Origin of the sequence: Paraburkholderia sp. FT54, from assembly GCF_031585635.1 — a bacterium.
Classification (GTDB): Bacteria; Pseudomonadota; Gammaproteobacteria; order Burkholderiales; family Burkholderiaceae; genus Paraburkholderia.
In genome coordinates, this window is the sequence record NZ_CP134196.1 from 2,491,229 (window position 1) to 2,518,223 (window position 26,995).

A 26,995-nucleotide genomic window follows, 5' to 3' on the forward strand; every position below is an offset into this window, starting at 1 on the left:
TGCAGGCCGCGATCCGTCCGCTCGATGGAAGGTCGGCCGCGATCGCTATGCTCTCGCGGCCGCCGTGAGTACGCCTATAAGCCATGCCGCGTCTCGGTCGAAACGCGCACGATAGTCCGTCGTAGCTTCATCAGCAAGCCGTATCGTAGATTCAACATAGTGTGCATGATTCGTGAGGGAATCGTCGAGCCGACTGATAGTCTGACAACGGCGCTCGTGAGCGTCATATTGCAGGGAGTCGGCCGCGTGACGCGGGCCGCGATGAAAGGGAAACTCGCCGGCGGGGGTCGCGCGCGACACGGTCGTAAGTTACTCCGACCTGCGTGCGTAAAGCAGCGACGTCGAATCCGGAGGGGAATGTTAATGCCATGATTGAAACTCCGTGTTTTGGATTACGGTCAACCCCTGATCGGTGCGAGCGCGGTGCTAATCCGTAGCGCTTGTTCCGGCGAGATCATTGCATTGAGCATTTCGCCGAACCGCGGAATCTGCACGCCCGACACGATGTACTGGAAGCGATATGCTGCGAGGACAGTGGACGTCACGGTCTCGATCTCGACGGGCGTCATGAAGCGGTCGCAAAGTCCGATGAAATAGCCCGTGTCTGCCGCCGACTGAGCCTGCAGGATCGCGTCCACGGCGCCCACCAGCGCAATCAGGTCGTCCACGGCTGCATCGCGCGCGTGCGGCATGAGTTTCGCGTTCTCGCGTACCCATTCCAGTTCATCCAGAATCGCGTGCTGCGATTCCTCCTTCCAGTGGAACAGGAACACATCCTTAAACAGGGGCGAAAGCTCGCTGTCGGGCTCGATGCTGGCTCGATAGTGCGCCTGTGTGAATAGTTCAATCAGGCACGTCAGCGCGAGAACCGACCAAGTCGACTTGCCCAACACGACTGATGCGACGTCGTCGGGCCGCGGCTCGAACGTGTATCCCGGAGGCATCTCGGCACCGATCATCGTCTCGATGCGGCGAAACAATTCCTGATGCTTTAGCTCTTCGTCGGTGAAGCGAACCAGCGCCTCGAGTGCGATCTGGTCGCCAAGCCAGTGGTCGCGGCTCACTTCGAGCATCTTGGCGCCGATGAAACGCTCGACCAGGCCGAAGATATTGGCGTACGAGCGACCCTGGATCTGCGACAGCAGGCGGCGCTCGATGACGTCCAGGAACGGCAGGCGATCGACGAACGACAGGCCGTCAGGCAGAAACTTCATCGTGAAGTCGAATTTGCGATCGCGAAGCACGTCGCGATCAATGTCCCACCGGATGCGCTTGGACACTTCCACGCACTTTGCGTAGCGCACGGTATCGACGTACGGTTGCGAGACAGGTTGATGAATGTCGGCAACGGCATGCCGGATCCTGATTGCGGCGAGATCGGTATTGTGCAAGGAAGGTGATTTGACTGCGGACATGACGCACTCCTGAGAGACGGGCTGGTTTTGCTGTGAAAATGCGGTCGAGGCATGTCTAAAGACTGACGACGGCGGCTAGAGTCCACGCCGGTGAATTCGCATTTGTCCCTCGACACCTGCGCCGCGCAACCTCATGGCGTTGCGGTTGATGTGAGCAAAGCAGTGGGAGCGCTCGTCGACGGCACGACGCGCCACATGGGCTCGCGAAATCACCAGGTTCGTTTGGAGCAGGCGCATACAACTCATACTTGACCCGCCTGTTTCGCGGAGTACGCCACGATCCTCATGGCTGCCCTCCCCGATCGAATCTTCTTGTCGTGTGTTGGCCTTCAGGCATGGTGCTAGTATCCCGACGGTAGGCGCGAAATTGAATAGCCGGGCGTCCAGCTTTCTTGTGCGTGACCCCAACATCGCTTAACCGCTGCCATGGATGCTCTCTCCGATGTCTTGCGCGTCATCCAATTGACCGGGGCGGTCCACCTCGACGGCAGCTTCTCTGCGCCTTGGTGCGTCATCGGGCAAGCCGATTCGGCGCTTTGTTCGGCATACTTGCCGCGCTCCGAGCGCGTCGTCTCGTTCCATCTCGTGACAGAAGGAAGGTGCTGGGCGATGCTGCCAGGCGATCCGGCAAGCACGCTGCAGGCGGAGGCAGGGGATGTCATCGTGGTGCCGCAGGGCGAGACCCACGTGTTAGGCAGTTCCACCGATCTGTTGCCGGAGTTCCTGGCGCCGCTATTGGCAAATCAGGTCGAGGCGAAACCGGGTGAAGTCATGACACTCGTCCACGGCGGTGGCGGGGAGCTCACTCGCATGGTGTGCGGCTTTCTCGCAATGCAGGACAATTCGAGAAATCCTTTGCTATCCGCGCTGCCGAGGCTGTTCAAGGTGGGCATGCGCGGACCCGGCGCGTCGTGGCTCGAACCGTCATTGCGCTTCGCGACCGAAGAGGCGGCCTCGGCGCAGGCGGGCAGCGCCACCGTGCTGGCCAAGCTTGCGGAGCTGGTCTTCGTCGAAGCGGTGCGTCGTTACGTAGGCACGATGGCCGGGGATCGCAAGGGCTGGCTGGCGGGATTGCGTGATCGCTTCGTCGCACGGGCGCTCGCGCTGATGCATGCGCGGCCGGTGTACGCCTGGACTGTTGAAGCTCTCGCCCGCGAGGTAGGCATCTCGCGTTCGGGGCTGGCACAGCGCTTTACCGAGCTGGTCGGGCTACCGCCGATGCAGTATCTGGCTTTGTGGCGCTTGCAACTCGCCGCGCGGCAGCTTCGCCTCACTGATTCGTCGCTAGCGTCGGTCGCCGAGGCTGTTGGTTACGAATCGGAAGCCTCATTCAATCGCGCGTTCAAGAGGGAGTTCGGTGAGCCGCCGGCGACGTGGCGCAGGAATACAGTCGGCGCCGCGACTCGGGACAAGGACCGCAAGAGCGGCGCTGCATTGGACGGTAGTGCCTCGGACTGACGAACGACCAAAGAGGCCGGGGGTGTCAAATTTGAGCGGACGGTGATCGCCTCACACGTGCTTCACGCAGGGGTACTAACTCGGTGGTGGCGTGCCGCGAGATTTGCGACGACCGACCGTCATCGACCCGGAAGGGACCGTGGCCCTCCTCGAAAACGGTCATTCCAACAAGCCGAAAGGGAAATGTGATGCCGACACCGATAGTCGGTCTGTTCGAGAGCGTGTGTGGTTTCCGAGTACTGAAGCGATCGATTTATCGATGAGTCGGTCGCTGCTGTGCGCTACGGCAAAGCAAGTACTGGTAAGCTTGCCAACCTACGCTAGCGCTCTCAGAACGGGCTAGTGCTCAACATAAAGTTCAGCCGCACGGGGCGAATCAAAACTGGACGAAAATCAGCGCTGAGCGCTGCAATGAAAGACGACCCGCTACACACTGCTATACCGCTAAGCCGCTTGTTGTTGCCGCCTGAGCCGCCGATGCTCGCGCCCGGCATCGTGCACAGCAACTTCAGCGTCCAAGGCGACGCCCGTCAAAGCTTCCTGGCCTGGCAGGAGCGCATGAGTCCTGTCTACGACATACGGCCTTCGTCAACGCAAGTTGAGGCCAGGTTCGATGCATCGCTGTCTCGTTACACGATCGACAATCTGAGTTTCTTCGACTTCCGCACCGGGCCGAACCTGGCCGTGCGATCTTTGGGTCGGGTCTCGACCGAAAGCGTTCGCGACATTACCTTTAGCGTTTTCCTTGGCGGGCCACCGGCGCAGTTCCTGGGCAGCAAGCCCCGGTCCGACGCGCCGCACATGCCGCAAGTGCCAAGTATCCTCGCGCTGGACATGGATCAGCCGTGCTCAATCCGGAGTTTCCATGGTCGGCTACTGCTCCTTTTTGTGCCGCGAGCGCTGGTGGAAAGGTCGTTCCCAGACGCCGCCTCGCTGCATGGCCGCTCGATTCACGCCACCACCCCTCTGACGCGCATACTGATTGAACATCTGGTGGCGCTCAAGCGACAAATTGTCGGACTGAGCAAGGAGGAAGCGCATCAGTCCCTTCTCACCGCAGCAGAGCTACTCGTCGCAGCTTTCAGCCGTCAAGCGGGTCTTTCCGGCAACGGCCGCGCGGCGGTACGTGCTGCTGTGTATGGACAAGTCCGGCGGCATGTCGAGGCCAATCTGCACGATCCGGATTTGTCGCCTGACAGCGTGTTGGCATCGCTGCATCTCTCGCGTGCCAGCGTGTATCGCATATTTGAGCATGAAGGTGGGTTGGCCGCTTATATCCGCAGCCGCAGGCTGCGAATGGCGGCCGATGAGTTGGTGCGCTTTCCGCATCTGGAGGTACAGGACATTGCCTCGGGGTTGGGTTTCAATGATGCGTCGAGTTTTACGCGTGCATTCCGTCGTGCCTTCGACATCGCGCCACGGGACTTGCACGAGTACGCACCGTTGCTCCAGCGCGGACATGCAAGACGGGAGCGCTTCACGTAAACCGTGAATGTTGAGAGAACCGGCAATTGCGCGAGGACAACGCGCTGCTAAAAAAAGCTTCGACCTTCTTTGCGCGGGAACTGAAGTGACTTACCGCGTGGTAACTCACTTGCAACAGGAGGCCGTATCGGTCAGTGACGCCTGCCGGGTTTTGCAGGTGAGCCGCTCTGGCTACTACGCGCACCGGCGTGCCAGGCCGAGCGCAAGGCGCCTGCAGGAACAGACCCACGTCAAGGCAGCATTCGCCGCCAGCGGCGCGAGCTAGATGATCGAGCGATTCACGTCTATGCGTCCGATCCTTCGCTGGCGCCGCCGTCGGATGTGGGCCTCGCCCGATTTCCCTATTGCCGTTGGCGTGACTGAAGTATCCTTCCTCTTGAGACGGCGGTACCGCCCTACTATCCGCATAGTGGGTCCTTTCGATCACCACCATCAGACAGATGCAATCCGACGAGCCAAGTCCTGGAGGCGGGCAAGCAGCGGACCCCGCTCGGGGATGGTTCCGCTGGCTGCCGGGCCTGAGGATGCTCAAGGCGTACAGGTCCAGCTGGCTGCCAAGCGATCTGACGGCGGGGCTTGTATTGACCACCATGCTGGTGCCTGTCGGCATTGCATATGCGGAAGCATCAGGGGTTCCCGGCGTCTACGGTCTCTATGCGACGATCATTCCACTGCTCGCCTATGCGGTGTTTGGTCCCAGCCGGATTCTTGTTCTCGGGCCTGATTCCGCACTGGCTGCGCCGATTCTCGCTGTCATCGTACCGATCGCCGGCAGCGATCCGTCGCGCGCCATTGCGGTGGCCAGCATGATGGCAATCGTCTCCGGCCTGTTCTGTATCGTGATGGGCCTCCTGCGGCTCGGCTTCATTACGGAACTGTTGTCCAAGCCGATTCGATACGGCTACATGAACGGAATCGCGCTGACCGTCCTGATCAGCCAGTTGCCGAAGCTTTTCGCGATTTCCATCGACGACCAGGGACCCCTGCGGGACCTCCTGAATCTCGGCACCGCCCTCGCTGCGGGCAAGGCCAACTGGTACAGCTTCGCGGTGGGCGCGGGGAGTCTCGTGCTGATCCTTTTGCTCAAGCGTTTCGAGAAGGTTCCGGGCATTTTGATCGCGGTTGTCCTCGCGACGCTGTGTGTCACCGTGTTCAACCTGGACACTGTTGGGGTGAAAGTGCTGGGCAAAATTCCCCAAGGCCTGCCGTCCTTTGCGTTGCCATGGGTCGGTGATGCCGATCTCGTCAGGATAATACTTGGCGGCTGCGCGGTCGCGCTGATCTCATTTGCGGATACCAGCGTGCTGTCGCGTACCTTCGCGGCGCGCTTCCATACTCGCGTCGATCCGAACCAGGAGATGGTGGGGCTTGGAGCAGCCAATCTTGCCGCTGGCTTCTTTCAGGGTTTCCCGATCAGCAGCAGCTCGTCGCGAACCCCCGTGGCGGAAGCGGCTGGCGCCAAAACCCAGATGACGGGCGTCGTCGGCGCGGTAGCGGTGGCGGTGCTTCTGATGGCTGCACCAAATCTGATGCGGTATCTGCCTAATAGTGCCCTGGCTGCCGTCGTCATTGCCGCAGCCCTCGGTCTGTTCGAATTTGCGGACCTCAAACGCATCTATCGCATCCAGCAATGGGAATTCTGGCTCTCGATCGTCTGCTTTGCCGGTGTCGCGGTTTTCGGAGCGATTCCCGGCATCTGTATCGCGGTAGTGATCGCGGTCATCGAATTTCTGTGGGACGGCTGGCGGCCCCATTTCGCCGTTCTCGGTAGCGTGGAGGGTTTGCGTGGATATCACGACATCACGCGCTACCCGCAGGCGGCGCGCATCCCTGGGCTCCTGCTGTTTCGCTGGGACGCGCCGCTCTTCTTCGCGAATGCCGAACTCTTCCAGCAACGCCTGCTGGAAGCCATTGAGGAATCGCCGACGCCCATCAGGAGAGTGGTGGTGGCGGCTGAACCCGTCACCAGCGTGGACGTCACATCGGCCGACATGCTGCGGGAACTGAGCCGGATGCTGAGAGAGCGCGGCGTCGCACTGCACTTCGCTGAAATGAAAGACCCCGTGCGCGACAAGCTCAAACGTTTCGAGCTGTCCGACATCATCGGTGATGAGGGCTTCCATCCTACCGTGGGCAGCGCGGTCGATGACTACGTTGCCCGCACGGACAGCGCGCCGTGACGGGTCATCGACTGCCTGAATGTTACGACGGTCCGCAAGCCGCCCGACACTCGCCACCAACTACGACGTAAGGTCGTTGAGCCCAGCACCCCTGCGCCGTCTCCAAAGTAATGCGCGTAGGCAAAATTCAGCACATGGCGGATCGGCATGCGGGCGCGCGCCAGCGTGTCCATAGGCTCAGTTGCTGCGCCATGGCTGCCCCCGAACGACATCCGACGAATCGCCGAAGCTGCGCGCCGCGTCATCGCACGCGGCGGCGTCCCTCGAAAATCAGGAGCATCACACACGCGTAGGCGGTCACAGCCAGAAAGAGCCCCATGCGTACCGCGAATGCACTGTAGACGTCCTTGCCTGCCACGCTATCCTGCACCGACTGGCCGAGCAGGATGATCGTCGTGACGAGACTGTTCAGCCAGAAGCCCGGCGAGTAGCGCGTCGGGCTGATGCGATAAAGCTTGCGTCCCACCACCAAACCGAACAGCAACATCCACAGGAAGAACATCCAGAGATCAACGAAGAGCCTGAGTGCAAACCAGAACGCGACCGCGAGCAGGCCACCCAGCAGCGTAGAGCCGATGAGATCTCGCGCCGCGCTGCGGGCCGTGGTGGTACAACTCTGTCTGCCGAGGCTCACGGACTTCATGATGATCGGCATGTAGCTCGCCGGATCGGTCATCGCGAGCAGGTAGACCGGCATGACCACGAGCGCGGCGCGCAGCGCAACGCGTACGGCCAGCTCGTTCGCCATGACGGGCGCGGCAGGCTGCAGCCGCGCGCTCATGGGCTCGGGAAACAGCCTGTGGACCAGGGCCGACACCACCACGGCAAGCACGAGCCCCTTCACCAGTGCGCCAACGACCGTCACGGCTAACTGGAAGTCAGCTGTACCTGCTGCGGAGATCATCGTCAGTCCCGCCACCAGAAAGGTGGCGACCAGATTGTTCCCGCCGCGCAATCCGTAGCGAAAAGCAAGAAAGAGCATGAGACCCGTGATCATCACGCCAGCGAACGCGTAATGACGTAGCAGCGGAACAAGCAGCAAGCCACTGCCCGTGGTCAATGCGACGACCAGCGCGAACGCGATGCCTGCCTTGAACGACAGTGGCCGGTTTTGCGTCGCCAGCAGAAAGACGGCGAACACCGGCGCGACCACGGGAATCGGCAGATCCAGCGCGAAACTGACTGCGAGGCAGAGTGCCGTCCCCGTGGCCACGCGCAACGCACGGCGACCGGGAAGCTGGAGTGCGTTTTCCATCGACGTCAATAAAGGTAGGAAAGCCAGCTCATCACGCGCAGAAACACGCGACCCAGCGGATTGAGCGGATTGCCCTGACTCGGAAATGCCATCACCTCGGCCTGCCCGCCAATGCGGATGTTGTGCAGACGTGCGCGCTCACCCGGGTCGAACTCGACGATCACCGGAAAGCGCTGGGCCGGACGCAGCCAGTCGCGGCTGTTCTGCACGGTGGGCAGACTGCCGGGTGGCGTGCTCTGCCCCGCGCTCACGCCATAGCCGATACTGCGGACGCGCCCTTCGAAGACTTCGCCCGGCAGCGCGTCCAGCGCGATAGCCACAGACGTGCCGGGCCGGAGGTGGCCGAGGTTGTTCTCGGTCATATCGGCGCTGACCCACACGTTGCGGATCGCAATCAGTGTCATCACCGGATTGCCCGCCGCCGCGAACTGGCCGACCTCGGCGCGCAGATCGGTGATGACGCCGCCTGTGCGGGCCGTGATCCGCGTGTTGGCCAGATCGAGTTCGGCCTTCTGGACGGCAGCCGCCGCGCTGCGCAACTGCGCGTTATCTGCATCGTGGCCACCCTGCTGCTCGCGGGCGCGCTCAACTTCGGCACGCGCTGCGGCAACCTGGCTTTGGGCCTGCTCGTGCGTTGCGCGCGCCACTTCGAGGCGTCGAAGCGAGACCGTGCCTTCGTCTTCGCGGTACAGCCGTTCCAGGCGCTCGCTGTCCTGCCGCGCCTTGATCTCGTTTGCGATCGCCGCTCGCAGCGATGCGAGCGCCGAATCGATGCCGGCCGTGCTGGCGCCGACCTGACGGCGCGTGGAGTCGAGGTCGGCCCGTGTGCGATCGGCGGCAATGCGGTATTGCCCGCTATCGATTTCGAACAGCACGTCACCCGCGTTGACTTCCTGGTTGTTGTGCACGAGAACGCGCGTCACCCGTCCTGCTACTTCCGCGACGACGGGCACGACATAGGCCTGCACACGCGCCTGTTGCGTGTAAGGCGTAAAGCGGTCGGCGAGCAGATACCAGATCAGGCTCACGACGATCAGGCCGACAATCCACTTCACCGCCCTGCCCGTTGGATCGGCGTCGGGCGACGGTGCCGGTGTCGGCGCGGCATGGGAGGGCTCGGGCATGTCGCTCATTGGGACGGACCTGAGGACGGATTGGCGGCAGCCGAAGGAGCGCCCGGCTCGCTCAGCAGATCGCCCCAGTCGGTGCGTTCCTGCATCTGCGCGCGGGTCGCTGGATCGACGATCGGCTGCTCCGCGTACCAGCCTCCGCCGAGCGCCTTGTACAGCGCGATCAGGCTGCCAACGGCATTGCTGCGGTTGACGATAAACGCGTCCTGTTGTGCGAACAGCGCGCGCTGGGCATCCAGCACGCGCTGGAAGTCTGAATACCCTTCGCGGTAGATCGTATTGGCAAGCGTGAGGGACCGCCGCGCGGCTCCTTGAGCGTCGTTCAGAATGGTGTCCCGCTGCAAGGCGGCGATCAGTGCGGTAGCGGCATCATCGGCTTCTCGCGCGGCTTCGCGCACGGTGTTCTGATAGGCGACCGTCAACAGTTGCAGCCGGGCGTCCTGCACGCGCACGTTGTTGATGATCCTGCCATGATCGAACACGTTCCACGTGATGCTCGGGCCGGCTATCACGGCCAGCGTGTTCGGTGAGCCGGTGAGCGAACTCGCGCTCCAGACAAGCGAGCCTACCAGCGACACGGACGGATAGAGATCGGCTTTCGCCACGCCGATCAGCGCCGACTGTGCGGCCATCTGATACTCGGCAGCGCGAACGTCGGGGCGACGCAATAGCAGATCGGCTGGCACGTCCTGCAGCACCGCGTGATCGATGAGCGGAATCACGGCCGCCTTGCTGGACTGCGCGTCGAGCTCCGGCAGCGGACCGGGCGGTCGCCCCGTCAGCACCGACAATGCGTGACGCGCGAGCACGATCTGGCTCTCGAATTCGGGGATGCTGCTCAGCGTGCCCAGATACTGCGTTTTGGCCTGCTGGAAGTCCAGTTCATCCGTCTCGCCGCTCTTGAAGAGCTTTTGCGCGATGTCGTAGCTGCGCTTCTGCAACCGGGCGTTGTCGCGCGCGATGCGCAGGCGCGCCTCGGCCGTGCGCAGCGTGAAGTAGGTATCGGCGAGCTGTGCATGTAACAGGACCAACGCGGCGTCGCGATTCGATTGCGCGGCAAAGAATGCGGCGTCGGCCGACTCGATTGCGCGGCTAAAACGCCCCCAGAAGTCGAGTTCCCAGCCGATGCTGAAGCCCGCGCCGTATTGCCAGTAGGCACCCGAGCGCGGGTTGAATCCATCCGAGCGCTTGCGCGCCGAGTAAAGCACGTCGGCGTTGACCTGCTGCAGTTGGGGATAGCGTCCCGCAAGCGCGATGCCGAGCTGCGCGCGGGCCTCGATCACGCGCAGGCCAGCAATCTTCAGGTCGCCGTTGTTTGCATCGGCTTGCGCGATCAGGCGCTCGAGGTTCTCGTCGCCGAAAATCTGCCACCACTGACGCGCATCGGGCTGCGCTGCCTGCTGGGTAACCTGCCCGATCGATGCGCTGCTCCAGTGCTCGCTCCACGCCTCATGCTGCGGACGAAAGTCCGGACCCACGAGCATGCACCCGCTCAGGAAGCCTGTGAGGCCGCCGATCAGCAACACTGTCCGAAGCGGCATCGCCACCCTGCATGGGAGCATTGAAGGCGACACGGCGTGGTCTCGGGAGACTCAGGATTGTTCGGGTTTCTGACACTGCCCGGATGCCGGCTGGTCTTTCACCCATCGCCAGAACAGCTGGTAACCCACCGCGAGCATGACGGGACCGATGAAAAGCCCGACGACGCCGCCTGTCACCATGCCCCCGATCGCGCCGATCAGCACCACTGGCATTGGCACCGCGACGCCACGGCCCAGCAACAGTGGTTTGAGCACGTTATCAGCCAGGCCGGCAATGAAAACGTAGACCGAGAATGCGACGGTCGCTGTATTCACCCCCTGCGTAACAATCACGAAAATGATGACGGGTACTGTAATCAGCGTTGCGGGTAACTGCATGATGCCGATCAGCAGCACGGCGAGCGCGAGCAGGCCCGCGCCGGGAATACCCATGACGATGAACGCGATGCCGATGAGCAGCATCTGGATGAACGCAATACCCACCACGCCCTGCGCCACTGCGCGAATGGTCGACGTGCATAAATCGGCAATCTGCTGGCCGTTCTCGGGCCCCGAGATGCGCGAGGCAATCTGCACTGAACTTTGGTAGCCCTTCTCCCCATGCGCCATGAAAATGCCCGCGACTATGAGCGCAACGAAAAAAACCAGCAGTCCCGCACCCAGGCCCGTGACCGTGCCGAGGATCGCGAGCCCGGCTTCCTTGAGTTGAGGTGCGAACTTCTGCGCGAGCCCAGTGAGATCGGTCGAAGCCTGCGTCCAGAAGTCATAGATCCGCTGGCCTATTAACGGCCAGGCGGCCACGGATTGATCCGGCGGCGGAATCTGAAAGCTGCCGCTCCTGAAAATGGCCATCGCCCGCTCGATCGAATTGGCGACCGCGACGCCCAGCAGATAGGTCGGCACGAGAATGACTACGAACGCGCAGAGGATGATCACCGTGGCGATCAGGCCATCCTTGCCGGCGAGCGAACGCCGCAGCCTAACCTGCAGCGGATACAGCGTGATTGCAAGGATCAATGCCCAGACCATGAGATTGAGGAACGGGACAAAGATCCGGAAACAGAAGATGGCCAGAACGGCGACAAGTCCGGCACGGATCAATACATCCAGCAATTGCCGGGACAGCACCCGTTGGGTATCCGGTGTGATCAGCATAACTATCCTCCCGGCGGGTCACTCCTGAGCATGTGCAGGCGACAAATCAGGGCGCGCCTAATCTGGCACCGTCGACATGGCAGGGAGAAACGCGCACTGATACTGAAGTAGTGCCACGGTTGAAGCTGGTCTGCAAAGATCTAAAATCTTGCCGCGAACGTGCACCCGTTCTATTCACATTCAGCCGCGAACGCGTGATACCGTGCGGATGAAAAGCACTTTTACTGACTCATGTCGTGATGGGCGGCTTTAGTCGCAGCATCGCGCTTCTTCCCGGCTTCCCCTTTCTTGCGGTCGTAGATTGGGCTCGCACCCGGATTCTCTTCAGGCCATATTCACGAATTGCATGACAAGCTCCCCCTTGGCCCGCAGGTAAAGAATTTCAGCCTATACACGTTGAACAAAAGTCTGTATTGGACTTTGGTCCTATGACTGGTTGGACGGCGTGGACATCGTTCTGCCCAGAAGAAGCATTGCATTTGTGGTTGTATGTGCGTTACCGTGCAAGTCATCTTGCGAACCCGAATCGACGCCAGTGCTACTGCTCACGTTACCGCGCCTGAGAGAAGATCGTGCGTGACATTGCACATCCTCAGCCGGCGTTGACATCGTGCTGCGCTTCATCAAACGCAGTTCGTTTGGAGTCCATTACTGATAGTTTTGTAATTCCACCGCTTCGGCAAGGGCCTTACGGCGCCGCTTGCCCGTTTCGCCTGACGAGAACAGTTCGTCGAGGGAAGCACAGCCGTCGGCAGCACGCATTTCGCCGACCGATTTGATCGCCTCACCGATGCCCCCTGGGCGTCGACTGGCCCAGGATGCTGGCATAGCATCACCGCATATGCACGCGAGGAACCGGTGCACCGCATGTGCCCGGCGAAGCCCGCAGCATCACGCCATTCAACTGATCTCGCGCGCGAGATCGTGCCACTCCGAGGAGTTACCCATGCCGCTCGCCTCCGCCACTGCTTGCCTTGCGGCCGACGCGCCCAACTACGTCGTCGCCATCGAGGCTGGCCGCCACCCGCTGACCGGCGACGAAGGCCACCACGAAGGCGGCCAGGATCGCGGCCCCGCGCCATTCGCGTTCGTGCTGTCCGGGCTTGCCGCGTGCACAGCCGCCACGCTGCGCATGTACATGCAGCGCAAGACGTGGCCGGCCGCCACGATCGCCGTTGAAGTCAGCCTGCATGCCGATCACGACGGGATCCAGTACATCCGCCGCGGCGTGGCGGTCGAAGGACCGCTTGAAGAGGCGCAGCGCGTGCGCCTTGCCGAAATCTGCGAAAAGACGCCGGTCACGCTCTTCATCAAGCGCGGCACGCCCATCGACACGACGCTGCGCATTGCATGACGCAAGCGTCATTGCCACACGCGTCGAAGTTACCGCGCCTGTATTTGTTTGAGCGCTTACATCAGTTCACGCGGATTCCAATGAGACATCCGGCATCGCGGACGTCTAGCTTCCGCTTCGCGGTAGCACGCCCCGTTCGACCAAGATGCTCGACCTGCTCCGACAGGTTGGAGTATCAGCTTACCTAAGCCAAGGTTTCGATAAGAGCATTAGAGTTTGACAATTGCTTTACATAGACAGCATGGTTACTACACTTGGTTGTTGCGGCGCCCATTGGGTCTGCCGTGCTCGTGGTCACTACTGAGCAATGATGAGAGGGTGCGCACTGTGGTCAGTTGTCGGGCGCCCTGCTGATAGTGGCGTCTTATCTTGCGGAATTGGAGGTCGCAATCATGCAAACTGTTTTAAGACGATATTCCGGAAAGGGCGCGAAAGAATTGTTTGATTTGCTCGAGAAGCACAACGCTGAGGTCGAAGAATGGATGGGTGGTGTCAAAGGCTTGGTAACGTACACGCTCGTACGCAGCGGGGATGGCGGATTCTCCGTGACCGTTTGTCAAGACAAGACAGGTATCGATGAGAGCGTGCAAAGAGCGAAGGAATGGATCGCGAAGAATGCGGGGAGTGTTGGAGCGGCGGCGCCGGAAGTGACGGAGGGTGCAGTCATTGCTCATTTGAACAAGTCTTAGTTCTTACACTTGCGACGCACGTGTTAGGTGGTGGCATGGACGTGCGTCGCACAAAAGCGTAGATGGTGACGTCAGCAACACGAGATAAATTCTCATAAAGGCCGACGTGTTGTCGACATGATCCCAACCACGAGGTCCGGTGCCTGGTGCGGAGCCGACGCTTGAATGGCCACCTGAGCGTGCGGAGGAACAACCCTGGTTGGCCGAACCCGGTCCGACGCCGGTTCGAGAAGCTTATCTGCCTTCGACCGCTTTATCCGCCAGAAGTCGACCCCCAAGGCACAGTGGCATTTCTCTGAAACGGCCATTCGCAGCGAGGCGTGACGTCCCGTATTCTGGCAGCCCATTCCGCACTGGCCTATTGCACTTTTTTGTCTTCGCGTTTCGCGTCCGCCATGGCCTCCGGCTCCAACTCTTCCGCGGACCGGTTCAGGTGGACGAATAGCCCCCAGGAGGCAAGAAGCAAGGCTGTCGACGCAATCAGCCCGGCCGCATATCGAAGCTGCGATGGATCCTGGTGCAGCGCCTTGAACGTTGCCACTAGCCCTTCGATGGCAAGCGCGACGACGACAACCACCAGGAATCGCGACATGAAACGTCGCACCCGCGTCGGCGCGCTCACGTCAGCCGCCCGTATGACCTCTTCCTCTACGATGGTCTCGGCGATCTGCAAGGCGACAACGGCCCCGGCCAGCAGCCCCAAAGCTTCAATGACGGATTGCGCGCTTGCCTCGTCCCATTGACTCGCCAATGCAATCGATCCGATGCGAGCAGCAATCGCAATCAACATCAACGCCGCGCAGGTGAAGAGAACAGCCATCAGCCCATGGACGATCGTAAAGAAGCGCACAAGGAACTTCATTTTTTTGGCTCCCTTGCATTGCAAGTGGGTGATCCATGCGGTGTTCCATCAATTTCTGAAAGGCGCGGCGATGAGGGCTGGTTAATTCGTGTCGTAAACGACATTAGTTGACAACTCCACAGGAATCAACGAATGCCCCGGGAAGCCGTGTATGGCGGAAGGCAGCCGGCTCCAACAGTTGCCCGCAAAGCGCCGCCAGGTTTGACTCCCGCTCTGCCTGATCACGGCCTACCCATCATCCTACCCATACTGCAAGATCAATAGCCACAACAGATCAGAAAGAGGCGCGTGTGGTGCTTCCGACCAGGTCGCTGTGGGGGCTACAGCCGCGCGAGCTTCGTGCGGCTCACCGCGCGTGAGGATGCCGCGACGCTGTGCGAATGCCTGCGCGAAGCGCTCGTCTACTTCGGCGGCACGCCGGAACATGTGCTGTTCGACAACGCGAAGTCGGTGGTCATCGAGCGCGATGCATTCGGCGAGGACGGGCATCGCTGGAATCCAAAGTTGCTTGCATCGGCCGAGACCTACGGCTTCACGCCGAAGATGTGTCGTCCGTATCGCGCGAAGACCAAGGGCAAGGTCGAACGCTTCAACCGCTATCTCAAGGAAGGCTTCGTGGTGCCGCTTGCTGCGACGCTCAAGTCATCGGGGTTGAAGCTGGATGTAGACGCCGTCAATGCGCACATCGGGTGGTGGCTGTCAGAAGTTGCCAACGTGCGCCGTCACGCGACGACGGGCGAGCGTCCAGCGGTGCTACTTGCTGCTGAGCAGGCGGCGCTCCTGCCGCTGCCGGCGCAGGCGCCAGCGCTCGCTGCCCCGGACAACCGCCGGGTGCTGCCACGCGAGAGTCTGCAACATCCGCTGGCAGTCTACGACGCGTTTCTGTTGCTGCTGGGGAGCCTGACGATTACCTACTTTCACACGGGTAATCCGCACTATCATCGGCGTGGAGTCGTTTCACGGTCCTGTTCGGGATGGGAAGGGGTGGGACCGACTCGCTATGGTCATCAGGCATGACTTGTTGTCATGCTGTCCTGGGGACAGCACAACCAATCGGGAAGAAGTAGTTTCTGGTGATGCTCACCAGGGGTAGAGCTGTTGGGGTTGTGTTGTCTGTGTGTATCAATTCGCACAACACTGATCTCAACCGTCACGTGTGCAAGACACACCGGTTATAGGATCAAGCCTTACGGGCAATTAGTATCAGATACCAACGCACGCAAAGGACGATGACTTCGCGGTCGAAATGACGCCCGTTGAACAACCATTCGAGATCTTTCAGCTTGCTCATTGGCTCGTGGCCGTCAAAAGCTCGAGAGTAACAGATCGACGCGCCGGAATTGCACCACAACCGGACGATGGCTATGCCGGCAATGCTGACGCGCCAGGGAATGTACGGCGCGAACTGGTCCGCCAGCCCGCCGATGATTTCCGGCGTAGCTGACGGATGAGCGGGTTCCACTTGCCAGCTACCGGGACGTCGCGCGTAATGATGCGCGAGGAACCCTGATGCGCTTATCGCGCCCGCCGAGGCGGCGAACACCGCGGCAAACAGAAGTGTCTGGGCGGAGATGACCGTCCAGAAAACCTTGGCATAATCGATTGAAGAAAACCACAGCCAGTCGACCACGATGCCCGTGATGCGCCCGACGACGATCAGGCCGACGACGATGATCGCTACGGTGACTGCGGTGCGTTTGAAGCGCACGCGGGAGTTTGCCTGCGAACGCATCGACCCTCCTTTGCCGGGACGCTACTCATGGCTCGCTGTGATCGGGCCTAGAGCGTTCTATCAATGCGCCCGCCGAAAAGCCGGCGCACTGCCAGAGCCTGATTGGGACCACATAAATGATTGTAGTCCGGGCGCGGCAGGACGCGGATGCTCGCCTGGCCAGTCTGGCGGTGGAATAAGTGACCAGGATCGAGACTGGAATTCGACACCAAGATCGAATCTTGATATGGAGATCGGTCAACGCTCAGGCACGACGCATAGCGACCGCACGCTCGCCGAAACGTTGTCCGCCGGGCAGCGATGGTTGTGCGCATGCCCTTCGCCAGGTAAAGACGGGTATCAATGGGTTACAAGTTGGTTTGACGGATTGTTCGGTACCGTGGATACGCGTATTCCGCAGCGGTGTCTGATTCACGGCAGGCCGCGCGAAAGGGGACTTCGTCAGAACCTTTGCCTTCGTGATGGGCGTGCTCATGGTTGGCTTCCCGCGTTCCAGAGGGTCGCGTGATCAAGGACATCGCCAGCGCGCTGCCGTAGTCGCACTGTTTCGTCCGCGAATGGCACGCTGCGGCCACGCCCCGTCGTTGGTCAAAGTCCGCCGTCGGCGCAGTAACGCTTCGCACGCCACCGCTGTCGTGCGCTCCCGCATTACGCCAACGAGCTCGCCAAAGCGCGCAGAGTCTGGCTCGGATGATCTTCGATGGGCGAACCATGCGACACGAGAATGCGCTTCAGCGACTCAAGTTCTGCCCATTGCAGAAGCTGAAGGCGCAGCGCCTCTTTATCCTCGACGAGGATCAACTTCACCGGCTTCGGAATATGCGGCTCGTCCCCCGCGAATCCCATCACGCGCAGCAACCAGCCACCGAACCCGGATTCATGGCGAATGTTGCCGACCAGATCGTTCAACACCAGCGTCGTGCCGTTAGGCATGCGTATGACGAGCGCCGCCTCATGTCCACGCGTTCCAGGGACGGTCACGAACTGCACGTTCGGATCGCCGAAGCTCGGGTCCGTCGTGTCGACGTGCACCGCTTCCTCCACCTTCGTCCGGGAGCCTTCGGGCGCAACGACCTGCATTGACGGGTAGCGCTCTTTCCATACTATTGCATCCAGCCGATGCTGGTCGTTGGGCACCACCAGAAAGGCGGGGCGCCCGTAATCTTCGAGCGCTCGCATCTCGACCTCATCGAGCGCAATTGCGCTGAATATGACCAGTCGCGAGTCGTTCATCCGTGAGCGCTATGCCGATTTTGGGCCGACGCTGGCCTGCGAGAAGCTGGTCGAATCTCACGGCATCCGGCTCGCCAGGGAGACGGTCAGAAGCCTGATGACGGATGCGGGTCTGTGGGTGCCACGCCGGCAGCGGCCGCCGAAGCTCTACCAGCCACGGGCGCGGCGATCGTGTCTGGGCGAACTGATCCAGATCGATGGCAGCGATCACTGCTGGTTCGAGGAACGGGCGCCGGCCTGCACGCTGCTGGTCTATGTCGACGATGCGACCAGCCGGCTGATGGCGCTGCATTTCACGGCAAGCGAGTCGACCTTCAGTTACTTTGAGGCGACGCGTACGTACATCGAGCGCCACGGCAAACCCGCGGCGTTCTACAGCGACAAGGCCAGCGTGTTTCGCAGTGGCAAAGCCCATGAAACCGGCAGCAGCGTGACGCACTTTGGCTGCGCGATGTACGAACTGAACATCGACAGTTTCTGCGCCAACAGCAGCTCCGTGAAGGGCCGCGTCGAGCGCGCCCACCTGACGCTGCAGGACCGGCTGGTGAAGGAGCTGCGGCTGCGCGGCATCAGTACCATCGCGGCGGCCAATGCGTATGCGCCGGCCTTCATGGCGGCCTATAACGCGCGGTTTGCCCGGCCGCCGAAGAGTGCGTTCGATGCACACCGGCCGCTTCGCGCGGACGAGAATCTCGACCTGCTGATGACGTGGCGCGAGACGCGACGTGTGACGAAGTCGCTGACGGTGCAGTACGACCGGGTGATGTACCTGCTGGAGGACACGCCGGCGAACCGCAAACTGATCCACCGGTATATCGACGTGTGGGAGTATCCGGACGGGCGCATCGAGGTGAGAACAGATGGCGCTGCCCTGCCCTGCGTCCCCTATGACCGGCTGGCCGGGATCGACCAGGGCGCGGTGATCGAACACAAGCGGCTGGGGCACGCGCTGCAGGTCGCGCAGGCGATCCAGGCGCAACGTGACAACCGGCGCATCTCCGGCTCCCCTGCGCGCACGAATCAGGGACAACCGGTTCGGGCAACGGAACGCGCGCAGGGCACGAACAAGCAGCGTGAATTCACGCAGGACGACATTAACGGCGTGATCACGGAACTGGCACAACGCAGGCAGCCAGAAACCATCTGGAAAACCTGGCCGTCGATCTGCCAGACCAGGCTGAACGGCCTGACACGCCCTGCCTGTTCAAGGCTGTCCTTCAACACTGCGTGATCGGTGACCCAAGAAAAGACGAACCTCAACCCCTTAAAAATGCGACATGCGACATGCGTGCTCATTATTTTTCAGGCGACCGGTGCGCTGTAGGCGGTTTTGTGTTTTGTGGCGCATGCAGTCGGCACAGTCGGTTAGTTGCGTATCGGAAATCAACGTTCCTCGCTATGGTGAGCTTTTCCGGGAGTATCGACATGACGTTGTTCGAGCGCACCGACCACGCAACCTGCTGCCCATATAAGTGCGATTGCGCGTACTTCTCGATTCCGGCTGGCGGCGAGCGCGCGGTCAACGCCGTCTGGACCTACGAGAACCCGTACGAAGCCCTCGCACCGATCCGCAATCACCTCGCGTTCAATCTGGACCGCCGCCTGCAGCGCCTCCGGGTAGCGGACTCCTCCCGGAAATCGGTGCTGTCCAGTAGCAGCGTGTCGACCTGCAAAGCACAAGCCAGCGCTGTCCCGAGCCCGATGACGCAGAGCTGGAAGGCGCCAGAAGATGGAATTTGACAAATTATTTAGTTCCAGATAAATTGTACAAATGCAGAAACTAACTACGGAACAGCAAACGATAGTCGAACAACTGAAGCAGATTGCGGAAGGTCTCGGCGAGACGTTCTCCCCATTTTGCGAAGTTGTGGTTCATGACTTGGTCCATGCCGAGCATGCAATCGTGGCGATCCGTAACAATTTGTCAGGTCGAGTCGAAGGCGAGCCGGCCACCGAGTTGGGACTCGCACGCATAGCGGACGACCGTTATCCCCAAGTGATCGTGAACTACGCGAACCAGTTTGCCGATGGGCGTCGCGCGAAGAGCACGTCGATCGGCATTAAGGATTCAAGCGGCAGATATGTTGCCGCACTATGCCTCAACATCGATCTGACGCTTTTCGGGGCTTTGCAAAACGTGCTCGGGCGCTTCGTAAGTACGGACGCTGCCGCAGGGGTCGAGGAATCCTTGGAGCCCTTGGGTGCGGACGCCATACGGCAGCGCATCGACCAATTTGCCGCTCGGCTCGGGACCATCCCGCGGGCGCTAAAAACGGAGGATCGCCGCATGTTGATGCGCGAACTCAAGCAGTCGGGCAGCATGGAAGTGCGCCGGGCAATGGAAATCGTCGCGCTCCATTTGGGCGTTTCACGGGCAACGGTATATAACGATGCGAAATAACGAAAGATTGGTCCTTCTCGACAAGGACGCGGTCGAGTCTTTGTTGAAAGCGGACGACGTGCTCGAAGCCGTGCGGGAGGCATTCGTACTGCACAGCCATCGAGAAGGCAGGGTCTTCCAGGTCGTGCGCGAACGACTCTCCACGGGCGGCGTATTCGGAATTAAATCGGGCGACGTTCAGACCCAAAGTCTGCTTGGATTCAAAGCGGCCGGCTTTTGGCCGACCAACCGGCAGTCGGGTGGGGAGCCGCATCAGGCGACCATCATGCTCATCAATCCAGCGACGGGGCGCCCGATCTGCGTGATAGACGGTAACGCCGTCACGACCATGAGAACGGGCGCCGCTGGCGGTTTGGGTCTTATGCAGCTTGCCCGCCCGGACAGCACTCAGGTCTGTGTATTCGGCTCCGGCGTGCAGGCTCGCGTCCAGCTGACTTTCGCCCTGCGGCTCATGCCTTCGCTCAAACGGGTGCAGTACGTCACCGTCACCGGCGAGAAGGACGAAGCGTTCGAGTCGCAGTTCCGTTCGTATTGCGACATCCGTTTGGCGAAAGACCGAAATGGCGCGGTGACGGATAGCGATATCGTCATTACCGCGACACCCGGGGCGGGTGCGCTATTCGATCTCCATGCGGTTCGGCCGGGTACGCATTTCAACTGCGTCGGTGCGGACACCAAGGGCAAGCGCGAACTCCCGGAAGGTTTGTTGGAGCGCGTTCGACTTGTGGTCGACGATCGTATCCAGGCCTCTGAGATAGGGGAAACCCAATGGGCGCCGCAAACAGAAATGGTCGAATTGGGCGATCTGCTTACCGGCAATGCGTATCTCGAACGGCAACCCGGCGACATAACGGTGTTCGATATGACAGGGCTCGCCTTGCAAGATCTGACAGTCGCCCGAATGCTGCGTGATCGCGCCACTGAGGCAAACGTCGGCACGTCGATCGCCTGGCCGTGGTGAGACCTGGCTGAATTCAAGCGGCTGGTGGGTGGCGCGTACGTTGTCGCAGGCCAAGCCACATAGACCTCATCCATGAATCAATATTGATATGCACGATCTTCCTACGTATTTCGATGTAAAGACGGCGGCTGAGCGAATCAAGACCGAGGTCCGCAAGACCCCAGTCATGACTTCGCGCACGGTAGACGCCGAGCTAGGCGCGCAGGTGTTCTTCAAGTGTGAAAATTTCCAGCGCATGGGTGCCTTCAAGTTCCGCGGCGCGATGAACGCGCTAATGCAGTTTGACGAGCGTCAGCGCGAAAGAGGCGTAGTTGCCTTTTCATCGGGTAACCATGCGCAGGCGATCGCCTTGGCGGCAAGATCGCTGGGCATCCCGGCAACCATCGTGATGCCCCTGGATGCGCCTGCCGCCAAGGTTGCCGCGACGAAGGGCTATGGTGGCAATGTGGTGACCTACGATCGTTACACGGAAGACCGCGAACAGATCGGCCTCGACCTCGCCGCCAGGCATGGATTGACCTTGATCCCGCCGTATGACCACCCGCATGTGATCGCAGGTCAGGGTACGGCGGCGAAAGAGCTGATCGAGGAAGTGGGCGAGCTCGACGGACTGTTCGTGTGCCTGGGCGGCGGCGGCCTGCTTGCCGGGTCCGCGCTCGCGGCCCGTGAGCTCTCCCCGCATTGCAAGATCTACGGTGTCGAACCGGAGGCCGGCAACGACGGTCAGCAGTCTTTCAGATCCGGCGCCATCGTGCATATCGACACGCCGAAAACCATTGCCGACGGCGCGCAAACCCAGCATCTCGGGCAATATACCTTCCCGATTATTCGACGAGACGTGGACGACATCTTGACAGTCACCGACGATCAGCTCGTTGCATGCATGCGTTTTTTCGCCGAACGCATGAAGATGGTCATCGAGCCGACTGGCTGCCTTGGCTTTGCCGCGGCACGCGAGATGCGCGACGAATTCAAAGGCAAGCGAGTCGGTGTCATCGTCAGCGGAGGCAACGTCGACATCGGCCGCTATGCCAGTTTCCTGGCCGCCTGATTCAAGCACGGTTTCATAAAATATGACGGCCGTCGAAAGACGGCTTGCGGTTTGGTATTGTCGTAACTTGATGTATTTAGGATAACTAGTTATATGTCGTTAAAAGAATTGGAAACGCCGGCAGCGCTCATAGACCAGTCGCGAATGGTGCGGAACATCGAGCGCATGCAGCAGCATTTGGCGCGGCTCGGCGTGACGTTTCGACCGCATGTAAAGACGTCCAAGTGCGTGCAAGTCTGGAAGGCTCAGGCCGATGCCGGCGCGTCGGGGATTACCGTTTCGACATTGCAGGAAGCGGAACAATTCTTTGCCGCGGGCGAAAAGGACATTCTGTACGCGGTGAGCATCGTTCCATCCAAGCTGGAGCGAGCACTCGCCCTGCGGCGCAAAGGCTGCGACTTGAAGCTGATCGTGGACAACGTCGAATCGGCCAAGGCGGTCGCCGAGTTTGGCCGTGCCCATGGGGAGACTTTCGAAGTCTGGATCGAGATCGATACGGACGGTCATCGGTCGGGGATCCAGGCGGAGGACTCGCTTCTCCTGAGTGTCGGACGAGCGCTGCATGAGAACGGAGCCCGTCTGGGAGGGGTGATGACCCACGCCGGCTCCAGCTACGAGTTGAATACGCCCGAGGCGCTGGCTGTCATGGCGGAACAAGAGCGCGCCGGTTGCGTGCGGGCCGCGCAACGGCTGCGCGACGCCGGGTTGCCTTGTGAAACAGTCAGCGTCGGATCGACGCCGACTGCACTCGCCGCTCAACAGCTAGACGGTGTAACGGAAGTTCGCGCCGGAGTCTACGTATTTTTCGACTTGGTGATGCATAACGTCGGTGTGTGCAAAATCGATGACATCGCGCTTAGCGTGTTGACGACGGTCATCGGGCACCAGATCGACAAGGGTTGGGCGATCGTCGACGCAGGCTGGATGGCCATGAGTCGAGACCGTGGGACCTCGAAACAATCTCGTGACTATGGGTATGGCCAGGTGTGCGCACTGGACGGTACGGTGATGGCGGGGTATCAGATGATCGGCGCGAACCAGGAGCACGGCATTGTCGCTCTTGCCGAAGAGACTTGCGTAGACGCTGCGGGCCAATGCGATATCGCCGAGCGCTTCCCCATCGGAACGAAATTGCGCATCTTGCCGAATCACGCCTGTGCGACCGGCGCTCAATATCCGGTTTATCAAGCGCAGAATGCCAACGGCGAAATCACCGGCTGGCCGCGCAGCTACGGCTGGTAAAGCGACCATACCCCGAAAGGAACACGATGAAAAATCGCCTCACATTCTATATCGCCGTCGGTATGGTACTGGGTGTTGTCGCCGGATATGCCTGCCATGCCGGTGCCGCCAACGCAGCCCAAGCCAAGGTCATCGCCGGATATTTCTCGATCATTACGGACATTTTCCTGCGGCTCATCAAGATGATCATCGCGCCGCTCGTTTTCGCGACGCTTGTTTCAGGACTGGCCGGCATGGACGGCGGTCAAGATGTCGGCCGCATCGGTTTGCGCACTGTCGTTTGGTTCCTGTGTGCCTCGCTGGTCTCGCTGGTGCTTGGTCTGCTATTGGCCAATGCGCTGCAGCCTGGCAGCGGATTGCACATGACTTCGAGTGGCGACAACATCAATACCGGCCTCAACACAGCCGGCCTGAACTTCAAGGACATCGTCGAACATGCGTTCCCGAACAGCCTGCTCGACGCGATGGCCCGCAACGACATCCTGCAGATTCTGGTGTTCTCGTTACTGTTCGGCCTTGGGCTGGGTGCGCTCAAACATGATCCCCGCGTCAAGGTGCTGGTACAGGCCATCGACGGGCTGGTGGAAGTCATGCTGCGCCTGACTGGCTACGTAATGCGCGTGGCGCCGTTTGGCGTGTTTGGAGCGATCGCCTCGGCTGTGACGTTGCGCGGCCTCGGCATCCTGATCACTTACGGCAAACTGATCGGCTCGTTCTATCTCGGTCTGGTTCTGCTGTGGGGGATTCTCATCGGCGTCGGATATTGTTTCCTCGGCAAGCGGACCGGTCCGTTGATCAAGGCGGTCCGCGAACCGGCAATGCTGGCCTTTTCGACCGCCAGTAGCGAAGCTGCCTATCCGCGCCTGATCGAAGCGCTCGAGAAATTCGGTGTCGACAAGAAAGTGGTCGGGTTCACGTTGCCGCTGGGTTACGTGTTCAATCTGGACGGCTCGATGATGTATCAGTCGTTCGCGGCGATCTTTATCGCACAAGCTTTCGGCATCGACATGCCACTGTCGCAACAGATCGTGATGTTGCTCGTGCTGATGCTGAGCAGCAAGGGGATGGCCAGCGTGCCGCGCGGCTCAGTGGTGGTCGTTGCCGCCGTGGCGCCGCTCTTTCACTTGCCGCTTGACGGCGTGGTGATGGTATTGGCGATTGACCAGATTCTCGACATGGGCCGCACGATGACGAATGTGATCGGCAACAGTGTCGCGACTGCCGTGATTGCAAAATGGGAAGCGCGCCGCAACGACATAGGCGTTACCGCCGCGAGCCTTGAATGAGGGCGCTGTTGTTAGGGCCGCAAGAAGAACGTCAGAGCTCGCTGGGAAAGCGTGCCTTGTCCCTGGCACATTGGCGCATGAATCCCGCAATTCTTTAGGCGGTCCAGACAGGTCAGCAGGCAGCAGTGACGAGGTGCTATCAAGCGACCCAGCGTCCATTCAGGTCACAACGAAGGCAGTCCGCCGCTAGAGCAGACGTTCAATGCGTGGCGCCGGAGAAAGGAGGCTGACTTCTGCGGCACGCCGCCTGTCCATCGATGAACAACGCCTCTGGAAACAGGGCTTTTTCTATGATGTGATTTCCCCCCAAACGACCGGTCCTACGGCGCGGCGGCGCCCGTCCCAACATTCGATCACCCATATGTAGACTGAAAACAGAATCATGATGATGGAACAGAATCAGCCGGCGGGTAACGATCCGCCGGAAAACGGCGACTCGTCCCCATTGCGCGAGTGGCTGGCGGTGGGATCGGTGACGATCGGCGCATTTGCGTTTGTCACCACGGAGTTTTTGCCCGTCGGTCTGCTGCCGCAGATTGCACGGGATCTCGGCGTCACGCCCACTGCCGGGCTGATGGTGACCAAAGGCAAACGCATTGGCATCATCAGCGGTGGAAATGTCGACCCTGAGCGGCTATGCTCGCTGGTCGCTACGTAAGCTTCAACTCGCTTTCCTGGGGGGCGAAATTGACTCAGGGCAGCGCAGTTATGTGACGCCGACCTGGTTATATGTCGAGGGAATCGAACAACATGCCAACCATGTATGAGAAGCTGGTCGCCCTGCTAGCGCGCGAGGGCGCCAGGTATCGTGTAATCGAACATCCTGCGGAGGGACGGTCTGACGCGGTTGCCGCCATTCGCGGAACGTCGCCAGGGCAAGGTGCAAAGGCGATGCTCTGCAAGAGCAAAGATGATGGGCAGGCATTGATTCTCGCTATCCTTCCCGGCGACAGGAAGCTGGACTTCAAGAAAGTGGCGGCAGCTGCAGGGTTCAAGAAGGCCACACTGGCCTCAGCCGAAGAAGCGCAGCATGAAACGGGGTGCGTTATTGGTGCAATCCCTCCGTTTTCGTTCTCTGCGAATATAAAGTTGATTGTTGACCCGGCTTTGATTGACAGTTTTGACGAAATCGCGTTCAACGCCGCTCGGCTCGACAAGTCCATAGTCCTCAGTTCGGCCGATTACGTGCGGATTGCACGCCCGCTCCTTCAGCCGCTATGCGTTTAGGCAAAGTATCCGCAATCTCATTCGACCTTGATGACACCCTGTGGCCATTTAGGCCTTCCGTCGAGCGTGCCGAAGCGACTCTTCATTCATGGCTGATTGAGCACGCGCCAAATACTGCGAGCGTACTGCCTGCATGGCATACGCTCGGTCGGTTGCGAGACGAGTACGAGCGTTCGCGCCCGGACCTCGTCAACGACTACCGTGCTTTGAGAATCGGTTCAATCAGACTCGCGTTGGAGCTGGCGAAGGAAGATGTAACTCTCACTGACAGCGCATACGATGTCTTCTATTCAGCCCGACAGCAGGTCGAGTTTTATGAAGACGCTTTGCCAGCGCTTGCATGGTTGAGTGCCAGGTTTCCACTCGTCGCAGTGACTAACGGCAACGCAGACCTCCGGCTGACTGGCGGTGCTGAGTTCTTTCGCGAAACGTTAAGTGCTCGTGCTCTGGGGATTGCCAAACCTGAGCCCGAAATATTCCATGCGGCTGCCCGGGCAGCGGACGTGCATCCAACAGATTTGCTTCACGTGGGGGATGACTTTCACCTGGACATTCTCGGGGCGTTGGGTGCCGGGTTGCAGGCGGCATGGCTGGTTCGCCAGAATCATCTCGAGACGAGATTTCTGGAGCATTGTGCCCGCTCCCCGCACCTCACAATTCGCGACTTGTCGGTGCTCTGTCGCGCCCTCGGCGGACCGGCCGACTTATCAGCTGGTCAATTCCGTATTACGTAGACGCCTTCGTGGCCCACGACTTTGGTCCCAACTCCAGGCTATTGCTTGCCGCGCGACGTCGCCCAATAGCTCCGTCCGACGCAGGGAGCGGAAGCCGCTGGCTGATGCACAATGTCTCGCCGATTCATCCTGACCTTACCCCGCCGAGTTCACCACTCATAAGTTATCTGGCTGGCCGGCTTCTGGTTGACTCAATTGCCGGAACTGGTCCCGCGCCAGTTGCCCCAAAGCGCTGTGCGGGTTGCGGGAGATACTGCCGGCGGATCTGCGGGCGTCGTATCACTCTCTCCGCGCGAGAAAGAGGTCATGGCCTTTGTGCTGTCCGGCCTACTGAACAAGCAGATTGCCTCCGGAATGAACCCGAGCGGATTGCCGTGAAGGTCCACCGCGGACAGGTGGATGCGCAAGATGAATGCGCTCTCTATGCCAGACCTTGTCCGCAAGGCCGAATCGCTTGGTATCCAGCCCCGTCTGCCCCATGGCGGTCACCGCCGCTGGCGCCCAGGCATGTGACCTCTTTGCAATAGTGGCCAGCGATCCGCCGTTAGTCCGTTTTGCGCAGGGCACGATGGCCGCCCTTCCTCACGGATGGATGGCCCGGGAT

20 protein-coding genes, 1 rRNA gene and 8 pseudogenes are annotated in these 26,995 nt (G+C 60.5%); 17 read left to right on the forward strand and 12 right to left on the reverse strand.

Going from position 1 to position 26,995, the window contains the following annotated elements; genetic code table 11:
* Positions 1-398: 398 nt before the first annotated feature.
* The gene (locus RI103_RS30785) at positions 399-1,415 is read right to left on the reverse strand and encodes a hypothetical protein (RefSeq protein ID WP_310816443.1); all 1,017 of its coding nucleotides are present in this window, start codon (positions 1,413-1,415) and stop codon (positions 399-401) included.
* 426 nt (positions 1,416-1,841) lie between these two features.
* Between RI103_RS30785 and RI103_RS30790 the strand changes: the two genes are divergently transcribed.
* The 3 genes from RI103_RS30790 to RI103_RS30800 all read left to right on the forward strand — a co-directional run bounded on the left by RI103_RS30790 (position 1,842) and on the right by RI103_RS30800 (position 6,538).
* The gene (locus tag RI103_RS30790) at positions 1,842-2,873 is read left to right on the forward strand and encodes an AraC family transcriptional regulator (RefSeq protein WP_310816444.1); all 1,032 of its coding nucleotides are present in this window, start codon (positions 1,842-1,844) and stop codon (positions 2,871-2,873) included.
* A gap of 411 nt (positions 2,874-3,284) precedes the next feature.
* The gene (locus tag RI103_RS30795; protein ID WP_310816445.1) at positions 3,285-4,358 is read left to right on the forward strand and encodes a helix-turn-helix domain-containing protein; all 1,074 of its coding nucleotides are present in this window, start codon (positions 3,285-3,287) and stop codon (positions 4,356-4,358) included.
* A 440-nt stretch (positions 4,359-4,798) separates the two neighbouring features.
* Positions 4,799-6,538, forward strand: a complete 1,740-nt coding sequence (locus tag RI103_RS30800; protein WP_310816447.1) for a sulfate permease — start codon at positions 4,799-4,801, stop codon at positions 6,536-6,538.
* Positions 6,539-6,601: 63 nt separating this feature from the next.
* Here RI103_RS30800 and RI103_RS39745 read toward each other — a convergent pair.
* The 6 genes and pseudogenes from RI103_RS39745 to RI103_RS30825 form a co-directional block, all read right to left on the reverse strand.
* Positions 6,602-6,790: pseudogene (locus tag RI103_RS39745) on the reverse strand (hypothetical protein); the annotation flags it as partial.
* Positions 6,780-7,793, reverse strand: coding sequence for a DUF2955 domain-containing protein (locus tag RI103_RS30805; protein ID WP_310816448.1), 1,014 nt, complete (start codon positions 7,791-7,793; stop codon positions 6,780-6,782). The gene RI103_RS30805 and the pseudogene RI103_RS39745, both read right to left, overlap by 11 nt.
* Before the next feature lie 5 nt (positions 7,794-7,798).
* Positions 7,799-8,926 (reverse strand): HlyD family secretion protein, encoded by a 1,128-nt coding sequence (locus RI103_RS30810; RefSeq protein ID WP_310816450.1) that lies wholly within the window; start codon positions 8,924-8,926, stop codon positions 7,799-7,801.
* Entirely contained in the window at positions 8,923-10,464 is a 1,542-nt protein-coding gene (locus tag RI103_RS30815; protein WP_310816451.1) for a TolC family protein, read from the reverse strand. Before RI103_RS30815 ends, RI103_RS30810 begins: the two co-directional genes overlap by 4 nt.
* Positions 10,465-10,515: 51 nt before the next feature.
* Entirely contained in the window at positions 10,516-11,619 is a 1,104-nt protein-coding gene (locus RI103_RS30820; RefSeq protein ID WP_310816452.1) for an AI-2E family transporter, read from the reverse strand.
* A 648-nt stretch (positions 11,620-12,267) separates the two neighbouring features.
* Positions 12,268-12,447, reverse strand: coding sequence for a hypothetical protein (locus RI103_RS30825; protein WP_310816454.1), 180 nt, complete (start codon positions 12,445-12,447; stop codon positions 12,268-12,270).
* A gap of 118 nt (positions 12,448-12,565) precedes the next feature.
* Between RI103_RS30825 and RI103_RS30830 the strand changes: the two genes are divergently transcribed.
* Both RI103_RS30830 and RI103_RS30835 read left to right on the forward strand, forming a co-directional pair.
* Complete coding sequence (locus RI103_RS30830) at positions 12,566-12,973, forward strand: OsmC family protein (protein WP_310816455.1); 408 nt, start codon at positions 12,566-12,568, stop codon at positions 12,971-12,973.
* A gap of 392 nt (positions 12,974-13,365) precedes the next feature.
* The gene (locus RI103_RS30835; protein ID WP_310816456.1) at positions 13,366-13,662 is read left to right on the forward strand and encodes a hypothetical protein; all 297 of its coding nucleotides are present in this window, start codon (positions 13,366-13,368) and stop codon (positions 13,660-13,662) included.
* A gap of 358 nt (positions 13,663-14,020) precedes the next feature.
* Here the strand turns inward: RI103_RS30835 and RI103_RS30840 are convergent, their stop codons facing one another.
* Positions 14,021-14,524, reverse strand: coding sequence for a hypothetical protein (locus RI103_RS30840; protein WP_310816458.1), 504 nt, complete (start codon positions 14,522-14,524; stop codon positions 14,021-14,023).
* 318 nt (positions 14,525-14,842) lie between these two features.
* Here RI103_RS30840 and istA point away from each other — a divergent pair.
* Positions 14,843-15,409 (forward strand): annotated as a pseudogene (gene istA, locus RI103_RS30845) (IS21 family transposase); the annotation flags it as partial.
* Between the two features lie 13 nt (positions 15,410-15,422).
* On the opposite strand, the gene rrf reads toward istA, so the two are convergent.
* The 4 genes and pseudogenes from rrf to RI103_RS30865 all read right to left on the reverse strand — a co-directional run bounded on the left by rrf (position 15,423) and on the right by RI103_RS30865 (position 17,489).
* Positions 15,423-15,536, reverse strand: a 5S ribosomal RNA gene (gene rrf, locus RI103_RS30850).
* Positions 15,537-15,728: 192 nt separating this feature from the next.
* A pseudogene (locus RI103_RS30855) lies at positions 15,729-15,815 on the reverse strand (IS6 family transposase); the annotation flags it as partial.
* 180 nt (positions 15,816-15,995) lie between these two features.
* Positions 15,996-16,256, reverse strand: a pseudogene (locus tag RI103_RS30860) (UPF0182 family protein); the annotation flags it as partial.
* Between the two features lie 648 nt (positions 16,257-16,904).
* Entirely contained in the window at positions 16,905-17,489 is a 585-nt protein-coding gene (locus RI103_RS30865) for a hypothetical protein (RefSeq protein ID WP_310816459.1), read from the reverse strand.
* Between RI103_RS30865 and RI103_RS30870 the strand changes: the two are divergent.
* The 11 genes and pseudogenes from RI103_RS30870 to RI103_RS39750 all read left to right on the forward strand — a co-directional run.
* A pseudogene (locus RI103_RS30870) lies at positions 17,482-18,670 on the forward strand (ISNCY family transposase); the annotation flags it as partial. The gene RI103_RS30865 and the pseudogene RI103_RS30870 overlap by 8 nt on opposite strands.
* 241 nt (positions 18,671-18,911) lie before the next feature.
* Positions 18,912-19,088 (forward strand): annotated as a pseudogene (locus tag RI103_RS30875) (DUF427 domain-containing protein); the annotation flags it as partial.
* Between the two features lie 172 nt (positions 19,089-19,260).
* Positions 19,261-19,890 (forward strand): PAS domain-containing protein, encoded by a 630-nt coding sequence (locus tag RI103_RS30880; RefSeq protein WP_310816460.1) that lies wholly within the window; start codon positions 19,261-19,263, stop codon positions 19,888-19,890.
* Entirely contained in the window at positions 19,880-20,851 is a 972-nt protein-coding gene (locus tag RI103_RS30885) for an ornithine cyclodeaminase family protein (protein ID WP_310816461.1), read from the forward strand. Before RI103_RS30880 ends, RI103_RS30885 begins: the two co-directional genes overlap by 11 nt.
* Before the next feature lie 88 nt (positions 20,852-20,939).
* On the forward strand, positions 20,940-21,902 hold the full coding sequence (locus RI103_RS30890) for a threo-3-hydroxy-L-aspartate ammonia-lyase (RefSeq protein ID WP_310816462.1): 963 nt from the start codon (positions 20,940-20,942) through the stop codon (positions 21,900-21,902).
* 93 nt (positions 21,903-21,995) lie between these two features.
* Positions 21,996-23,144: a DSD1 family PLP-dependent enzyme gene (locus RI103_RS30895; RefSeq protein ID WP_310816463.1), complete on the forward strand. Its 1,149-nt coding sequence runs from the start codon at positions 21,996-21,998 to the stop codon at positions 23,142-23,144.
* 26 nt (positions 23,145-23,170) lie between these two features.
* Positions 23,171-24,430, forward strand: a complete 1,260-nt coding sequence (locus tag RI103_RS30900; protein ID WP_310816464.1) for a dicarboxylate/amino acid:cation symporter — start codon at positions 23,171-23,173, stop codon at positions 24,428-24,430.
* Between the two features lie 382 nt (positions 24,431-24,812).
* A pseudogene (locus tag RI103_RS30905) lies at positions 24,813-25,013 on the forward strand (MFS transporter); the annotation flags it as partial.
* A gap of 176 nt (positions 25,014-25,189) precedes the next feature.
* The gene (locus RI103_RS30910; protein WP_310818617.1) at positions 25,190-25,657 is read left to right on the forward strand and encodes a YbaK/prolyl-tRNA synthetase associated domain-containing protein; all 468 of its coding nucleotides are present in this window, start codon (positions 25,190-25,192) and stop codon (positions 25,655-25,657) included.
* The gene (locus tag RI103_RS30915; RefSeq protein WP_310816465.1) at positions 25,648-26,391 is read left to right on the forward strand and encodes an HAD-IA family hydrolase; all 744 of its coding nucleotides are present in this window, start codon (positions 25,648-25,650) and stop codon (positions 26,389-26,391) included. The genes RI103_RS30910 and RI103_RS30915 overlap by 10 nt, the downstream gene beginning before the upstream one ends.
* Positions 26,392-26,670: 279 nt before the next feature.
* Positions 26,671-26,904: pseudogene (locus RI103_RS39750) on the forward strand (response regulator transcription factor); the annotation flags it as partial.
* Positions 26,905-26,995: the final 91 nt, after the last annotated feature.

Excerpts from the sequence above, each read along its gene's own strand:
- RI103_RS30895 (WP_310816463.1), top strand. The coding sequence starts at position 21,996 with ATGTCGTTAAAAGAATTGGAAACGCCGGCAGCGCTCATAGACCAGTCG.
- RI103_RS30880 (WP_310816460.1), top strand. The coding sequence starts at position 19,261 with ATGCAGAAACTAACTACGGAACAGCAAACGATAGTCGAACAACTGAAG.
- RI103_RS30815 (WP_310816451.1), bottom strand. The coding sequence starts at position 10,464 with ATGCCGCTTCGGACAGTGTTGCTGATCGGCGGCCTCACAGGCTTCCTG.
- RI103_RS30800 (WP_310816447.1), top strand. The coding sequence starts at position 4,799 with ATGCAATCCGACGAGCCAAGTCCTGGAGGCGGGCAAGCAGCGGACCCC.
- RI103_RS30795 (WP_310816445.1), top strand. The coding sequence starts at position 3,285 with ATGAAAGACGACCCGCTACACACTGCTATACCGCTAAGCCGCTTGTTG.
- RI103_RS30825 (WP_310816454.1), bottom strand. The coding sequence starts at position 12,447 with ATGCCAGCATCCTGGGCCAGTCGACGCCCAGGGGGCATCGGTGAGGCG.
- RI103_RS30865 (WP_310816459.1), bottom strand. The coding sequence starts at position 17,489 with ATGAACGACTCGCGACTGGTCATATTCAGCGCAATTGCGCTCGATGAG.
- RI103_RS30790 (WP_310816444.1), top strand. The coding sequence starts at position 1,842 with ATGGATGCTCTCTCCGATGTCTTGCGCGTCATCCAATTGACCGGGGCG.
- RI103_RS30885 (WP_310816461.1), top strand. The coding sequence starts at position 19,880 with ATGCGAAATAACGAAAGATTGGTCCTTCTCGACAAGGACGCGGTCGAG.
- RI103_RS30840 (WP_310816458.1), bottom strand. The coding sequence starts at position 14,524 with ATGAAGTTCCTTGTGCGCTTCTTTACGATCGTCCATGGGCTGATGGCT.
- RI103_RS30915 (WP_310816465.1), top strand. The coding sequence starts at position 25,648 with ATGCGTTTAGGCAAAGTATCCGCAATCTCATTCGACCTTGATGACACC.
- RI103_RS30890 (WP_310816462.1), top strand. The coding sequence starts at position 20,940 with ATGCACGATCTTCCTACGTATTTCGATGTAAAGACGGCGGCTGAGCGA.
- RI103_RS30830 (WP_310816455.1), top strand. The coding sequence starts at position 12,566 with ATGCCGCTCGCCTCCGCCACTGCTTGCCTTGCGGCCGACGCGCCCAAC.
- RI103_RS30900 (WP_310816464.1), top strand. The coding sequence starts at position 23,171 with ATGAAAAATCGCCTCACATTCTATATCGCCGTCGGTATGGTACTGGGT.
- RI103_RS30805 (WP_310816448.1), bottom strand. The coding sequence starts at position 7,793 with ATGGAAAACGCACTCCAGCTTCCCGGTCGCCGTGCGTTGCGCGTGGCC.
- RI103_RS30820 (WP_310816452.1), bottom strand. The coding sequence starts at position 11,619 with ATGCTGATCACACCGGATACCCAACGGGTGCTGTCCCGGCAATTGCTG.
- RI103_RS30785 (WP_310816443.1), bottom strand. The coding sequence starts at position 1,415 with ATGTCCGCAGTCAAATCACCTTCCTTGCACAATACCGATCTCGCCGCA.
- RI103_RS30810 (WP_310816450.1), bottom strand. The coding sequence starts at position 8,926 with ATGAGCGACATGCCCGAGCCCTCCCATGCCGCGCCGACACCGGCACCG.
- RI103_RS30910 (WP_310818617.1), top strand. The coding sequence starts at position 25,190 with ATGTATGAGAAGCTGGTCGCCCTGCTAGCGCGCGAGGGCGCCAGGTAT.
- RI103_RS30835 (WP_310816456.1), top strand. The coding sequence starts at position 13,366 with ATGCAAACTGTTTTAAGACGATATTCCGGAAAGGGCGCGAAAGAATTG.